We start from the raw sequence: 14,185 nt of genomic DNA, 5'->3' as shown, positions 1-14,185 counted from the left end.
CGCATGATCGAGAAAAACGGTGGGCTTTGCCGGCCGTCGTTACCTATGGGTTTCAGGCGGCGACGGGGCTGGCCAGAAGGGCCTTCAGGCAGGCTTCCGCCGAAGGTTCGCGCTCGGAGCGTTCGATGAAGCCGCCGCCGAAGACGCGGGCGTTGTCGCCGGGCGCGGAATAAAGCGCGCAGGCCTGGCCGGGCGCGATACCCGCCTCGCCGACCGTCAGGTCGACATAGGTGCCAGTTGTATCGACATGCAGGACGGCGGGTGCCGGCGCCCGTGTCGAGCGGACCTTGGCGTAGCAGGCAAAGCCCTTGCCGGACGCGGCTTCCTGAAGTGTTTCGTCGCCCAGCCAGTTGATGTCGCGCAGGTAGACGCGGTGCGTTTCCAGCGCCTCCTTCGGTCCGACGATGACGCGGCGCGAACGAGCGTCGAGAAAGACGACGTAGAGCGGCTCGCCGGTAGCGATGCCGATGCCGCGGCGTTGGCCGATGGTGAAGTGCAGGATGCCCTCATGGGTTCCGAGCACGCGGCCATCGAGATGGACGATCTCGCCGGCAAGCGCCGCATTCGGCTTCAGCTTGGTGATGACGTCGGAATATTTACCCTGCGGCACGAAGCAGATGTCCTGGCTGTCGGCCTTCTTGGCAACGACGAGGCCCATCTCTTCGGCGAGCCTGCGGGTCTCGGCCTTCGGCAGGCCGCCCAGGGGAAAGCGGAGATAATCGATCTGTTCCTGCGTCGTGGCGAAGAGGAAATAGCTTTGGTCGCGGTCGGCATCGGCCGGGCGGAAAAGCGCGCGGCGGCCGGGATTGTCCGGCGAGGGGTTCAGTCCCGAGCGGATATAGTGACCGGTCGCCAGCGCATCGGCGCCAAGTTCCTTGGCGGTCGCCAGCAGATCGGCGAATTTGACAGTCTGGTTGCAGGAAACGCAAGGGATCGGCGTTTCGCCCGCCACATAGCTCTCGGCGAAGGGATTGATCACCGTCTCGCGGAAGCGCTTTTCGTAATCGAGCACGTAATGCGGGATGCCGAGCGTTTCGCAGACGCGGCGCGCATCGTCGATATCCTGGCCGGCGCAGCAGGAACCGGCGCGGTGAACGGCGGCGCCATGATCGTAAAGCTGCAGCGTAATGCCGAGCACATCGTAACCCTGTTGCTTGAGAAGGCCGGCGACGACGGATGAATCGACGCCGCCCGACATGGCAACGACGACACGGGTCTCTTCCGGCTTCTTGTCAAAATCCAGTGTGTTCAACGATGGTGCCAATTCTGCGCGGTCACGATCCGCCTTTGCGCTGCAATTGCGGCGGATTGCTGATCTCCGGCGGGATCGACCGCCGTCTCTCGATGAGGCACCGATATAGAAAGGATTGTCGCGGGACGCAAGGGGCGGCATCGGCGCCTGAGTGTTTTGCATTCCCGCACCAAAGAAAGGCGCAGCCGAAGCCGCGCCCTGGAGCGGGGGGTGCGGCTCAAGTGCCGATCAGCTTGTTGCAGGCGAATGCGATGCCCAGATTGGTGACAATGGCGGTTACAAGCGCCAGTCCGATCATCGAGAATGAATAGCGTTTCATAGACATCCTCCTTTCCAGCCCGCGACAATTATGCCGCTTCTGCCGCCGTTCTCAAAATGACGAATGCTTGATGGCATCAGGCGGCATGCCTCTGCCGGACGGCTGATCCCAGCTGCCGCGCAAGCACGCTTATCTACGAGACTTAGCAGCCCTCAGCGCGCGGCCGTGGATCAGCGCCTCCGCCTCGTGCTGCGGCATCGGCCGGCCGAGCAGATAGCCCTGCACCTCACTGAAGCCTTCGGCGCGCAGCTTCTGCAACTGCTCCTCCGTCTCGATCCCTTCGGCCAGCGTCGTCGCATTGAAGCCGGAGCCGATACCGACGACGGCACGCACGATGGCGAGATTGCCCGCATCCGTCTCGATGCCCGAAACAAAGCTGCGGTCGAGCTTGATCTTGTCGAAGGGGAAGGACCGGAGATAACTCAGCGACGAATAACCGGTGCCGAAATCGTCGATGGCGATACGGAGGCCGAGTTCCTTCAATGCGCGTAGCCGCGGCAGGCTTTGGTCGGCATCGGTCAGGAATACGGACTCGGTGATCTCGAGTTCAAGCCGGTCGGCATTGAGGCCGGTCTCGTCGAGCGCCGCGACCACGGTCGAAAGCAGGCTCGCATGCCGGAACTGGCTGACGGAGAGATTGACGGCGATCCTCAGATGGGCGGGCCAGCCGGCGGCCGCGCGGCAGGCTTCCCGGATCACCCAGTCGCCGATCGGCACGATAAGGCCGGTTTCCTCGGCAAGCGGAATGAATTCCATCGGCGCCACCAGCCCGCGCTTGGGATGGCGCCAGCGGATCAGCGCCTCAAAGCCGCCGATGTCGTCATTGTCGAGCTGTACGATCGGCTGGTAATGTAGCTCGAACTGGCGCTTCTCCAGCGCTTCCCACAGCTCGGCGGTCATCACGTGCCGGCGCTCGGCGGCAAGCCGCATCTCCGTCTCGTAGAAACGATAGGTCGAGCGCCCGTTCTCCTTGGCGGCATAGAGCGCCAGATCCGCATGCCGCATCAGCACATCCGCGTCGCCGGCATGATCGGGCGCCAAGGCGATGCCGATACTGCAGGTGACATGCTCCCGGGCGCCGTCGAGATCGAAGGCACGGCTCAGCGCCTTGAGCAGCCGCTGCGCAAAACGTCCGGCCCGCTCCGATCCGTCGAGCTCCAGCACGACGGCGAATTCGTCGCCGCCGAGACGGGCGACGAGATCGCCCTCCTCCGCCAGCTGCAGCAGCCGCTCCGACACCTGGCAAAGCAGCGCGTCGCCGGCGGCATGTCCCTTGCTGTCGTTGATGTGCTTGAAATGATCGACGTCGATATAGAGCAGCGCGATCGGGCTGTCGGTGGTCGCTTCGACCGCCCGCTGGTTGATACGCCTGGAAAATGCCGCCCGGTTCGGCAGGCCGGTGAGCGAATCGTGCATGGCGAGATGGGCAAGCTTTGCCTCGACGGTCCGCTCCTCCGTCACGTCCTGCGAGATGCCGAGCAGATAACGCGGCGCATGGCCCTCCGGCGTCGGCAGGGCGCGCTTGACGGTGCGCAGGATGCGCGGCACGCCATCGGCGCGCAGCATCGTCTCCTCGAAGCTGATTGCCGTATTGGTTTCGAAGGCGCGGCGATCCTGCTCGCGGAAGGCCCCTGTCTGGCCGGCGGGAAACAGCGCTCGGTCGGTTCGGCCGACCACGTGCTCCGCCCTCATGCCGACGATATCGCCGCAGGCCTCGTTGAAGAGAACGTAGAGCCCGTCCGCTTCCATGTCCTTGACGAAGACGCCGACCGGCAGGTTGTCGACGATGCTGTCGAGAAGCGAGCGGGTATCGCTCATCTGGCGTCTGGCCGCATTGACCTCGGTGCGATCCTGCACGATCGCCAGGATTGCGGCCCGGCCCTCGAAACGCACTTCTCGACCATAGGTTAGCACGTCGAAGGTCTCGCCGTTCGCCTTGAGGTGAACCCAGCGCTCTGCCTTTTCCATGTCGGTACGGCCGCTGACGGCGTCGATCATCCGCTCCCGTTCATGCTCGGGGCGGATCTCCAGAACCGTCATGCGCTGGTACTCGTCCGCGCCGTAGCCGTAAAGTACTGCCGCCGCCTCGTTGACGATGAGAAAGCGCAGCGTTACCGGATCATAGACCCACATCGGCGACGGATGCGTTGCAAACAATGACCGGAAGTCGTCGTTTAATGCTTGGGTCTGCTCGGTCTTCTGCAAGAGGGCCATGGAAATTCGCGTGCGGTTGATGCCGATCTCAGCTCTATACCGGGAAAAGTTAAATAAAATCAGAATCATAATCAGGGCTAAACTTTAGGCTTCCGCCTTCAGAATGTGCAAAAGCGGCGATCTGCCATCGCGATCTCGGGCCTCGATAAAATAATTGAGGCACCATGGAACAATTCTCTCGATCGTGCATTCCTGGGCATCGAAGTCGCAAGCCAGTTGCTGAGGAGGGTTTCATGGGCAGGTTCGGCACGACGACGGATTACAGCAGGATCAGACACTGGATCGAAGAACGTGGTGGCCATCCCGCCCGCATCAAGGACGCGAGCGATAGCGAAACTGTCCGCGTCGATTTTTCCTCGGAAACACAGGAAGAAATTTCCTGGGACGAATTCTTTCAGGGCCTCGACGGCAGCAGGCTCGCCTTCCTTCACCGCACCAAGGCTGAAGACGATGTCGCCCGTTTCGGCAGGCTCGTCCGCCGGAAACGCCGGCACCGTTAATTTGTCTGTTCTCTGAAACAGCAAAAACCCGGCGCCGTTTCCAGCGCCGGGTTTTTCATTTCCTTGGGAGGAAAAACTCAGTCGATATTGAAGGTCAGCGGTTTTGCCTGGCGTACTGCCTGGTGGGCGGTCAACTCAGCAAGCACGGCGTCATCAACCTTGCCGTCGACATAGAGCAGTGCGATGGCGTCGCCGCCCTGCTTGTCACGGCCGAGCTGGAAGTTGGCAATGTTGACGCCGGCAGCACCAAGCGTCGTGCCGATGAAGCCGATCATGCCGGGAACGTCGGTATTGGTGATATAGATCATGTGCGAGCCGACATCGGCATCGAGGTTGATGCCCTTGATCTGGATGAAGCGCGGCTTGCCGTCCGAAAACACCGTGCCGGCGACCGAGCGCGTCATGCTTTCGGTCGTCACCGTCAGCTTGATATAGCCGTCGAAGACGCCGGTTTTGTCGCGCTTGACCTCGGAGAGCACGATGCCCTTTTCCTTGATCATGATTGGCGCCGAAACCATGTTGACGTCGGCGACCTGCGGGCGGATGAGGCCGGCGAGCACAGCACTCGTCAGTGCCCGCGTGTTCATGTTGGCAGTGATGCCGTCATAGAGGATTTCGATTTCCTTGATCGGCTCTTCGGTGACCTGGCCGACGAAGGCGCCGAGAACGTCGGCAAGGCGGATGAAGGGCCTAAGGATTGGCGCTTCTTCAGCCGTGATCGACGGCATGTTGATGGCGTTGGAGACGGCACCGTTGACAAGGTAATCCGCCATCTGTTCGGCCACCTGCAAAGCGACGTTTTCCTGCGCCTCGGTCGTCGAGGCACCAAGATGCGGCGTGCAGACGACGTTCGGCAGGCCGAAGAGCGGGCTTTCCTTGGCGGGCTCGACCTCGAAGACGTCGAAGGCGGCACCGGCGACATGACCCGACTTGATGGCCTCGGCAAGCGCGGCCTCATCGACCAGGCCGCCGCGGGCGCAGTTGATGATGCGCACGCCGGGCTTGGTCTTCGCCAGCGCTTCCTTGTTGAGGATGCCGCGCGTCTTGTCGGTCATCGGCACATGCAGCGTGATGAAGTCGGCGCGGGCGAAAAGCTCTTCCAGCTCGACCTTGGTGACGCCCATCTCTTCGGCGCGCTCCTTGGAGAGGAACGGGTCGTAGGCGACGACGTGCATCTTGAGGCCAATGGCCCGGGCGCAGACGATCGAGCCGATATTGCCGGCGCCGATGACGCCGAGCGTCTTGCCGGTGATCTCGACGCCCATGAACTTCGACTTCTCCCACTTGCCGGCCTGCGTCGAGGTATCGGCTGCCGGAAGCTGGCGGGCGACGGCGAACATCAGCGCGATCGCATGTTCGGCCGTCGTGATCGAGTTGCCGAAGGGCGTGTTCATGACGATGATGCCGCGGCGCGAGGCGGCCGGGATATCGACATTGTCGACGCCGATGCCGGCACGGCCGACGACCTTGAGGTTCGTCGCCCCCTCGATGATCTTTTCAGTCACCTTGGTAGCGGAGCGGATGGCCAGGCCATCATACTTGCCGATGACTTCGAGCAGACGGTCTTTGTCCTTGCCGAGCTGCGGTTCGAAATCGACTTCGACGCCGCGGTCGCGAAAAATCTGGACGGCGGTTTCCGACAACTCGTCGGATACGAGAACGCGAGGTGCCATGAGGGCCTCCTTCAAAAGTGTTCAGCGATGAATGAATCAGGAATAGGCTCCGCCCTATGGCGGAGCCGGATGCGATCACCTCAGGCGGCGGCCTGAGCGAGCTGCGCCTTCTGTGTTTCGAAGGCCCAGGAAAGCCACGGCATCAGCTTCTGCATGTCGGATGCCTCGATCGTGGCGCCAGCCCAGATGCGCAGGCCCGACGGCGCGTCGCGGTAGTGGCCGACGTCATAGGCGACACCTTCCTTTTCCAGGAGGCCGACCAAGCCCTTGGCGAAATTCGCCTGGCTGTCGTCATCAAGCGCTGCGATGTCCTTGTCGACGATCTTCAGGCAGACGGAAGTGTTGGAGGCCGTTTCCGCCTTGACCGCGAGATTGGCGATCCAATCGTTTGCCGCGACGAAATCGTGGATGACCTTGGCATTGGCATCGGCACGCGCGATCAGCCCCTTGAGGCCGCCGAGGCCCTTCGCCCAGACAAGCGCATCGATATAGTCCTCGACGCAGAGCATCGACGGGGTGTTGATCGTCTCGCCCTGGAAGATGCCCTCCGTCAGCTTGCCGCCCGAGGTCATGCGGAAGATCTTCGGCAGCGGCCAGGCCGGCGTGTAGGTCACCAGACGCTCGACGGCACGCGGCGAAAGAATGATGACGCCATGGGCGCCCTCGCCGCCCAGAACCTTCTGCCAGGAGAAGGTGACGACGTCGAGCTTGGCGAAATCGAGTGCCTGCGCGAAAGCGGCCGAGGTGGCGTCGCAGATCGTCAGGCCCTTGCGGTCGGCTGGGATGAAATCGGCGTTCGGCACGCGCACGCCGGAGGTGGTGCCGTTCCAGGTGAAGACGACGTCGCGGTCGAAATCGACGGCGGAGAGATCGGGAAGCTCGCCGTAACCGGCTTCGAGCTTGCGCACATCCTTGAGCTTCAGCTGCTTGACGACATCAGTGACCCAGCCGGCGCCGAAGCTTTCCCAGGCGAGCATATCGACGCCGCGTTCGCCGAGCAGCGACCAGAGCGCCATTTCGACGGCGCCTGTGTCGGACGCCGGAACGATGCCGATGCGGTAATCCGCCGGCACTTCGAGAATTTCACGGGTAAGGTCGATGGCCTGCTTGAGCTTGGCCTTGCCGACCTTCGCGCGGTGCGAACGGCCAAGGGCCGCGTCGGAAAGGGCTTCGAGCGACCAACCGGGGCGCTTCGAGCAGGGGCCAGAAGAAAAATGGGTATTGAGCGGACGGATGTCCGGCTTTGCGGTCTTCGCCATGATGCTATCCTCTCAGATAGAAAGCCCTTCGTTGGGGAAGGGTGTCCCGCCGCGGTGTGTATGGATCCGGCGCGTCATAGTCAAGATCGAAGTGTCGCGGCGGGAACATATTTTGCCGCAGAGCAGTAGGGCCGCAATACGAAAAGCCGCCCGGTTGGGGGCGGCTTCTGGTGTCAGGGAGATCGGACTTACTTGTAGACAGGCTGCTGCAGCGGGATTTCCGGCGGCGGTTCGTAGCTCGCCTGGGCGCAGCCCCCGAAGAGATAGCGGGCACCGACGCGGGCTTCGTGAACGCTGAGACCCTTGTCGCGACCCGGGCCGCCATTGTCGGCATAGCCGAACATGTTGCCGCCGTCGATATGCAGGTAGCGATAGCCGACATCGGCCTTGACGTTGCAGGTCACGTCGATCGAGGCGCCGGCCATCAGGGCGTAAGTGAAACGCCAGTTGCCCTTGCCGCCATGCGTGACCTGGTCGTCGCAGAAGCTGCCGTCATCGGCGCAGGCAACGTTGCGCAGGTTCTTCCACTTCACGTAGGAACCACCGATACCAGCACCGACATAAGGCGTGACGTAGCCATAGGTGCCGAGATCGACATAGGCATTGGCGAGCAGTGTATAGGCCGTCAGCGAAGAGCGGTCGCTCGAGGTGCAATCCACCAGAGGAAAGCCGCACTGCCCAACCGTCGAACCCTTGAAATCCGCCTGGGTGAGATAGTCGAAGGTCAGATCGGTGCGCAGATAGCTGTTGATCTGATAACCGACACCGCCGCCGATCGTCCATGCGTCATCGAGATCAGCGTCGTCGAAATCGACTTCCGTGGCGTTGCTGCCCTGAAAATAGCGGGCGCCGCGCAGATCGGTAAAGGCATAACCGACGTCACCGCGCAGATACCAGCCGGTCGCTTCGGTGACCGTTACCTCAGGCGGCTGCTCCGGGATAGGTTCGGCAGGGGCGAAGTCCGCGGAATAGGCATTTGTCGCGATCAACAATGCGGCGAAGATGCCGGACAAGCTTCTTTTCATGGATCCCACTCCAAAATCTCGTTGCGTCGGCAGGCTCAATCGCCGCCAATCTGGTACGCTTCGTATGGATAATGAATTGGAAACGTTAAAAGCTGCTTAACTATAAATGGGAAGAAACGTTAAGAGAGAGATTGGCGGCGAGTTCCTCGCTATCGTGGAGTTAGGTTCAGGCTGGCAGCCGCCGGACTCACCGAAGACCGCCAACTGCAAAGCCCAAGAACCCCGCCCCGTCAAATCGCCAGGTCGGTTTCCTTCGCCGTCAGATCCATCGGCTGCTCCAATCGACAAATCTTGCTGTTACTTCCATTGCGTCGCGTTTTCGGCAGCGCAGCCGTATGGTGGCAAGGAGGTGCCAAAGGTCGTTTTGAGCTTGGCACAACCCCAGGCATTGATCGGGCCCGGCATGGCATTGTTGAGCGTGATGCCGATTTCATCGTAAGGGCTGTCGGTGTTGGTGATGTAGCGATACCAGCGGAAACCGGTAAAGACGACGAATGCCAGAGCGATCGTCAGCAGCAGGCGCACCAATTTTTTCATGATATTTCCCTTGAATGCAAATGCCGCCGTGTAGCATCCACGTGTGGAGGTTGACAGCGTTGTCACCAAGGCATCGGCAAATTTCCGTGGATGCCGTCTCAGTGCTCACTGCGCTCCGACATGCTGCGATTGCCGAGGCTTGCTCCCTACCGGAAGCCAAGCTGGCAAGTCACTGACATCTTGTCTTCGGAAGGGCGGAGACGGTCCCGGCGGGAAGTCGATCCGGAGTAAATCTTCGAACCGAAGGCACCAATAACGAAAAGCCGGTACTTCCGTACCGGCTTTTGACATTTCATCCCGAAAAAATCAGGCGGCTGTCCGGACGTTCGAGATCGTACCGATCAGCTCGTTGACGATGCGTTCGATCTGGGCGCGGTCGTCGCCCTCGGCCATGACGCGGATCAGCGGCTCGGTGCCCGAGGGGCGGATGACGAGGCGGCCGTTCCTCGCAAGCTCGGCTTCGGCATCGGCGATCGCCTTCCGCACCTGGATATCCTCCAGCGGCTTGCCACCGCTGATGCGGACATTGCGTAGCAGCTGCGGCACTGGCTCGAAGCGACGGCAGACCTCGCTGACGGTCCGGCCGGTGCGTTTGACCGCGGCCAGGATCTGCAGCGCCGCCACGAGACCGTCGCCGGTCGTGCCGTAATCCGAAAGCACGATGTGGCCGGACTGCTCGCCGCCGACATTGTAATTATGCTGGCGCATATGCTCGACGACGTAACGGTCACCGACCTTCGTCCGGGCAAGGCCGAGGCCCTTGTCATCGAGGAAACGCTCGAGGCCGAGATTGGACATGACGGTCGCAACGATACCATTGCCGCGCAGCTGCTGGCTCTCGGCCCAGCTCTCGGCGATGACGGCCATCAGCTGGTCGCCGTCGACGATCGAGCCGTTCTCGTCGACGATGATGACGCGATCCGCATCGCCATCGAGCGCGATGCCGATATCGGCGCGCACCTCGTCGACCTTCTTCTGCAACGCGACGGGGCTGGTGGAACCACAATTGAGGTTGATGTTGATGCCGCTCGGCTCGTTGCCGATAGTGACGACCTCAGCACCGAGTTCCCAGAGCACGGCGGGCGCCACCTTGTAGGCGGCACCGTTGGCGCAATCGATGGCGATCCGGAGACCCTGCAGCGTGACGTCGCGCGGCAGCGTGCGTTTGACATGCTCGAGATAGCGATAGATATCGCCATCGACGCGCTTGGCTCGGCCGATTTCCTCAGCCTTGGCAAGCTGCCCCGATAGATCCTTCTCGAGCAGATCCTCGATCTGCGCTTCGATGTCATCGGAGAGCTTGTAGCCGTCCGGACCGAAAAGTTTGATACCATTGTCTTGGAACGGATTGTGCGAGGCCGAAATCATCACCCCAATGTCGCATCGCAGGGAACGCGTCAGCATGGCAACCGCAGGTGTCGGAATAGGGCCGAGAAGGAACACGTCCAGTCCAGCCGCGGTAAAACCGGCCACGAGGGCATTCTCCAGCATGTATCCTGACAGGCGCGTGTCCTTGCCGATCACCACACGATGACGGTGGGCGCCGTTACGGAAAATCGTTCCTGCGGCGATGCCAACCCGCATCGCAAGGTCCGGCGTCATCGGGAAGACGTTGGCCTGGCCGCGAATGCCGTCCGTACCGAAATAGCGTCTTTTCATCTGCACTCCTGCGCTTTCCGCGCGCCATTCAAGGCAGCGCATCGTTCCAAGCGAATCCGGCTTCAGTGGAATGTCGTCAATCCAGGAGCGTGATTCATGCTTGCCTCAATTCAGCGGAATGCCACAAAATGCGGCGATCAGCACGTAAATTAGCAAGAAAAATGATTATATCCCGTTACCAATGGAAAAGGCCGGATCTCCCACTTCGGAAATCCGGCCTTGTTCAAGGGAGTGCCGCTGTTCAATGCGGCTGCGGTTCGAGGCCAGCTTCGGGCTCGTCACCCTTGGTGGCAGGCCGTGCGCCGGCCTTCGGAACGGCTGAGCCGCGGCTTGGCGGCGAATCATCACCGAGATCGCGGGAAGGCTTTTCGCCGCGGATCAGCGCCTTGATCTCTTCGCCGGTCAGGGTCTCGTATTCGAGCAGACCTTCGGCAAGGGCGACGAATTCATCGTGCTTTTCCGTCAGGATCGTGCGGGCCTGCGTATAGGCCTCGTCGATCAGCCGGCGCACTTCATTGTCGATCTTCTGCGCGGTTGCTTCCGAAACATTCTTCGACTGCGAAACCGAGTGGCCGAGGAAGACTTCCTGCTGGTTCTCGCCATAGGCGACCTGACCGAGTTGATCGGAAAAGCCCCACTGCGTGACCATGGCGCGGGCAAGTTTGGTCGCCTGCTCGATGTCGGAGGAGGCACCCGAAGTGATGTTCTCCTTGCCGAAGGTGAGCTCTTCGGCGACGCGGCCGCCCATCATGATGCAGAGGCGCGAGACCATCCACTTGTAGCTCATCGAGTAGCGGTCGCCCTCGGGAAGCTGCATGACCATGCCGAGCGCACGGCCGCGCGGAATGATCGTCGCCTTGTGCAGCGGATCGGCGACGGCGACATTGAGCGCGGTGATGGCGTGTCCGGCCTCATGGTAAGCGGTGAGCTTCTTTTCCGCCTCGGTCATCGCCGAGGAACGGCGCTCGGCGCCCATCATGATCTTGTCTTTGGCGTCCTCGAATTCCTGCATGGTGACGACGCGCTTGTTGCGGCGGGCGGCCATGAGAGCGGCTTCGTTGACAAGGTTCATCAGGTCGGCGCCGGAAAAACCGGGCGTACCGCGGGCGAGGATCTTGAGATCGACATTCGGCGCCAGCGGAACGTTGCGGGCATGCACCTTGAGAATGCGCTCGCGGCCGACGATGTCGGGGTTCGGCACCACGACCTGACGGTCGAAACGGCCGGGACGCAGCAACGCCGGATCAAGAACGTCGGGACGGTTGGTCGCAGCGATCAGGATCACGCCTTCATTCGCCTCGAAGCCGTCCATTTCGACCAGCAGCTGGTTCAGCGTCTGCTCGCGTTCGTCATTGCCGCCGCCGAGACCGGCGCCGCGATGACGGCCGACGGCATCGATTTCGTCGATGAAGATGATGCAGGGCGCATTCTTCTTGGCCTGCTCGAACATATCGCGCACGCGGCTTGCACCGACGCCGACGAACATTTCGACGAAGTCGGAGCCCGAAATGGTGAAGAAGGGCACGTTGGCTTCGCCGGCAACCGAGCGGGCGAGCAGCGTCTTGCCGGTGCCCGGAGGGCCGACGAGCAATACGCCGCGCGGGATCTTGCCGCCGAGACGCTGAAACTTCTGCGGATCACGCAGGAATTCGACGATTTCTTCGAGATCCTGCTTGGCCTCGTCGACACCGGCGACGTCTTCGAACGTCACGCGGCCATGCGCTTCGGTGAGCAGCTTGGCTTTGGATTTGCCGAAGCCCATCGCCCCGCGTGAACCGCCCTGCATCTGCCGCATGAAGAACAGCCAGACGCCGAGAATCAGAAGCATCGGCAGCAGTGTTCCGAGATAGCTCAGAAAGCCGGAAGAACCATCAGTCTCCGGACGCGCGGTGACGGCCACGTTCTTGGCCTGCAGGCGGTCGAGCAGACTGTCGTCGATCACAGGCGAATAGGTCTGGAAGGTATTGTTGTTCTCCAGATATGTCCCGGTCAACCGGTTACCGGTGACCACGACATCCTTCACGCGGCCCGCATCCACCTCACGCAGGAACTGCGAATAAGGGACTTCGCGGGAGCCCGTTTGCACTGGCGCCGTCTGAAACATACTGAAAAGGGCGATCAGCAGAAGCGCTATGATCGCCCACAAGGCGAAATTTCGTAAGTTAGGGTTCATTGAACTCCCCAGCATGGAACAGCCGCCTCATGGCGACCGTCTTATTCCTCTCTAACATAGGGTTGCGCCGTGCGATTGCCAAGGCGACACCCCAGGTCAGATGGTTTTTCCGTCAATACTTCTTAAAGGCAGCCTCGCATAGGGCGCCGTCGCGAAAACCGCCGAAAGCCTATTGGCAAAGATGAAGTCAAATCGTGTCAAAAAGCGGTCGAAGGGTGCGAAATAGGGTGTTAGTTCGACCATGCGGGCGGATTCCTCAGATAAAGGGTTTCCTTCGGCAGATAAAACCGGCGCCGCAGCCATGGCGCGCTTCCATGCACCCTTGGGAAGGCGCCCGTCCGACCCTCCCTCATTCCTGTCCTCGGACTTGATCCGAGGGATGTCGCAGGAATCCAGCGCGCCCAAGTCCTTGGGCGCGGGAGACTCTTCAAGCATTATTGAGTCATTCACCGCGCCGACGCGCGGTGGCTGGATTCCTGTGACGAGCACAGGAATGAGGGAGTGTCCGGCCTGGGCTTCCACCCCTATAATCGTTCCAGACCTATTTACAGCCCCGAACCTGCCATCCCAAACCCCAGCCTCTCCCGGCCGCAGAACCAGGGGCAATATCCCTCGGCTCTCGCGCGCCAGATGAAGCCCGTCACGTCTGAGATCGAACACTACCCTGCCGGCGGTCATTCGTCCAAGCCTGCTGCCGGTGACAAATGTAAGAACCCGGTCCATCTGTGCCCTGCCCGGCACGAAAGGTTGCCCACCGAAGATGGCTGTCAGACGGCCGAGTGCATAATCAAGGACTGCCCGATCCTGCCGCAACCCGTCAGGCGTCACCTGTCCGAGCAGACCTCCGTGAAGCGTGAAATGACGATCCAGCCAATCTGCTCCCCTAGCCGAAAGAGCCAGCCGTGCTTCCCAAGCCGCGCGGATATTCCTCTCGGCACCTGCATCGGCCGAAAGCTTCCGGCGTGTCCGCACGCGCTCGTAAGTCACATCTTCGTTGCTCGGATCATCGATCCACGGCACGCCCCGCTCTTTGAGGAAAGCGCGGATATCTGCCCGGCTGGAAAAGAGAAGCGGCCGTAAAATCCAGAAGCGCCGGTTGAAGAGCACCGCATCCGCAATGCCGGTCGAAATCTGCTCCGTTCGCATCCCACGCATCTGCAGTGTTTCGCGCTGGTCGTCGAACGTATGGCCAGTGACGATGAGATCGGCTTCGAAACTTTCGGCCGCCGCCGCAAGCAAGCCATAACGTGCCTCTCGGGCCGCAGCCATGATACCGGTTTTCGGCTTGTCGCCCTGCCAGATCATGATGATGTGGGGAATGCCGAGCGATGCGCAAAGGGCTGCGACTTCACGCGCCTCGTCTGCGGAGCCGGCGCGCAACGCATGATCGACGGTCGCAGCGCAAAGAGAAATCTTGAGATGGGGCGCGGCCTTCACGGCTTCATCGAGCAGAAGAAGCAGGCCGGTGGAATCGCTGCCGCCTGATATCGCGACGAGAATGCGCGCGGGGCTTTGAAGCGACGTGAGAAACTGGAGGATCGCCCGTTGAGGCGATGCGGCATCCGGAGACATTC

At 61.4% G+C, this 14,185-nt stretch carries 10 protein-coding genes; 1 reads left to right on the top strand and 9 read right to left on the bottom strand.

Annotation, left to right across the window (positions count from 1 at the left end; all coding sequences use genetic code 11):
* Positions 1-52 precede the first annotated feature (52 nt).
* Both mnmA and RWK44_RS25540 read right to left on the bottom strand, forming a co-directional pair.
* Positions 53-1,252 (bottom strand): tRNA 2-thiouridine(34) synthase MnmA, encoded by a 1,200-nt coding sequence (mnmA, locus tag RWK44_RS25545; RefSeq protein ID WP_020051509.1) that lies wholly within the window; start codon positions 1,250-1,252, stop codon positions 53-55.
* 448 nt (positions 1,253-1,700) lie between these two features.
* Positions 1,701-3,854: a putative bifunctional diguanylate cyclase/phosphodiesterase gene (locus tag RWK44_RS25540; RefSeq protein ID WP_316029563.1), complete on the bottom strand. Its 2,154-nt coding sequence runs from the start codon at positions 3,852-3,854 to the stop codon at positions 1,701-1,703.
* A 164-nt stretch (positions 3,855-4,018) separates the two neighbouring features.
* Here RWK44_RS25540 and RWK44_RS25535 point away from each other — a divergent pair, with 164 nt between their 5' ends.
* Positions 4,019-4,285, top strand: coding sequence for a hypothetical protein (locus tag RWK44_RS25535; protein WP_077979586.1), 267 nt, complete (start codon positions 4,019-4,021; stop codon positions 4,283-4,285).
* Between the two features lie 77 nt (positions 4,286-4,362).
* Here the strand turns inward: RWK44_RS25535 and serA are convergent, their stop codons facing one another.
* The 7 genes from serA to tilS all read right to left on the bottom strand — a co-directional run bounded on the left by serA (position 4,363) and on the right by tilS (position 14,183).
* Positions 4,363-5,958 carry a phosphoglycerate dehydrogenase gene (gene serA / locus RWK44_RS25530; RefSeq protein WP_316029562.1) on the bottom strand — a complete coding sequence of 532 codons (1,596 nt, stop codon included), beginning with the start codon at positions 5,956-5,958 and terminating at the stop codon, positions 4,363-4,365.
* An 80-nt stretch (positions 5,959-6,038) separates the two neighbouring features.
* A complete protein-coding gene (locus tag RWK44_RS25525) occupies positions 6,039-7,217 on the bottom strand; it encodes a phosphoserine transaminase (protein ID WP_316029561.1) in 1,179 nt (392 codons plus the stop codon).
* Between the two features lie 188 nt (positions 7,218-7,405).
* Positions 7,406-8,242 (bottom strand): outer membrane protein, encoded by an 837-nt coding sequence (locus RWK44_RS25520; protein WP_003542702.1) that lies wholly within the window; start codon positions 8,240-8,242, stop codon positions 7,406-7,408.
* Positions 8,243-8,539: 297 nt separating this feature from the next.
* Positions 8,540-8,779 carry a hypothetical protein gene (locus RWK44_RS25515; protein ID WP_062945198.1) on the bottom strand — a complete coding sequence of 80 codons (240 nt, stop codon included), beginning with the start codon at positions 8,777-8,779 and terminating at the stop codon, positions 8,540-8,542.
* 306 nt (positions 8,780-9,085) lie between these two features.
* On the bottom strand, positions 9,086-10,438 hold the full coding sequence (gene glmM / locus RWK44_RS25510) for a phosphoglucosamine mutase (RefSeq protein WP_168271558.1): 1,353 nt from the start codon (positions 10,436-10,438) through the stop codon (positions 9,086-9,088).
* A 241-nt stretch (positions 10,439-10,679) separates the two neighbouring features.
* Entirely contained in the window at positions 10,680-12,611 is a 1,932-nt protein-coding gene (gene ftsH / locus RWK44_RS25505; protein ID WP_020051516.1) for an ATP-dependent zinc metalloprotease FtsH, read from the bottom strand.
* A gap of 96 nt (positions 12,612-12,707) precedes the next feature.
* Positions 12,708-14,183 carry a tRNA lysidine(34) synthetase TilS gene (gene tilS / locus RWK44_RS25500; protein ID WP_316029560.1) on the bottom strand — a complete coding sequence of 492 codons (1,476 nt, stop codon included), beginning with the start codon at positions 14,181-14,183 and terminating at the stop codon, positions 12,708-12,710.
* Positions 14,184-14,185 lie beyond the last annotated feature (2 nt).

Origin of the sequence: Rhizobium sp. 25PS6 (genome assembly GCF_032464655.1) — a bacterium.
Lineage (GTDB): Bacteria > Pseudomonadota > Alphaproteobacteria > Rhizobiales > Rhizobiaceae > Rhizobium > Rhizobium laguerreae.
The sequence above is the reverse complement of the archived record's forward strand: the minus strand, read 5'-3'. Positions and strand labels throughout refer to the sequence as shown.

Bases quoted from the DNA above. Each gene is read 5' to 3' on its own strand.
- RWK44_RS25540 (WP_316029563.1), bottom strand. From the start codon at position 3,854: ATGATTCTGATTTTATTTAACTTTTCCCGGTATAGAGCTGAGATCGGC.
- RWK44_RS25535 (WP_077979586.1), top strand. From the start codon at position 4,019: ATGGGCAGGTTCGGCACGACGACGGATTACAGCAGGATCAGACACTGG.
- serA (WP_316029562.1), bottom strand. From the start codon at position 5,958: ATGGCACCTCGCGTTCTCGTATCCGACGAGTTGTCGGAAACCGCCGTC.
- RWK44_RS25525 (WP_316029561.1), bottom strand. From the start codon at position 7,217: ATGGCGAAGACCGCAAAGCCGGACATCCGTCCGCTCAATACCCATTTT.
- RWK44_RS25520 (WP_003542702.1), bottom strand. From the start codon at position 8,242: ATGAAAAGAAGCTTGTCCGGCATCTTCGCCGCATTGTTGATCGCGACA.
- RWK44_RS25515 (WP_062945198.1), bottom strand. From the start codon at position 8,779: ATGAAAAAATTGGTGCGCCTGCTGCTGACGATCGCTCTGGCATTCGTC.
- glmM (WP_168271558.1), bottom strand. From the start codon at position 10,438: ATGAAAAGACGCTATTTCGGTACGGACGGCATTCGCGGCCAGGCCAAC.
- ftsH (WP_020051516.1), bottom strand. From the start codon at position 12,611: ATGAACCCTAACTTACGAAATTTCGCCTTGTGGGCGATCATAGCGCTT.
- tilS (WP_316029560.1), bottom strand. From the start codon at position 14,183: ATGTCTCCGGATGCCGCATCGCCTCAACGGGCGATCCTCCAGTTTCTC.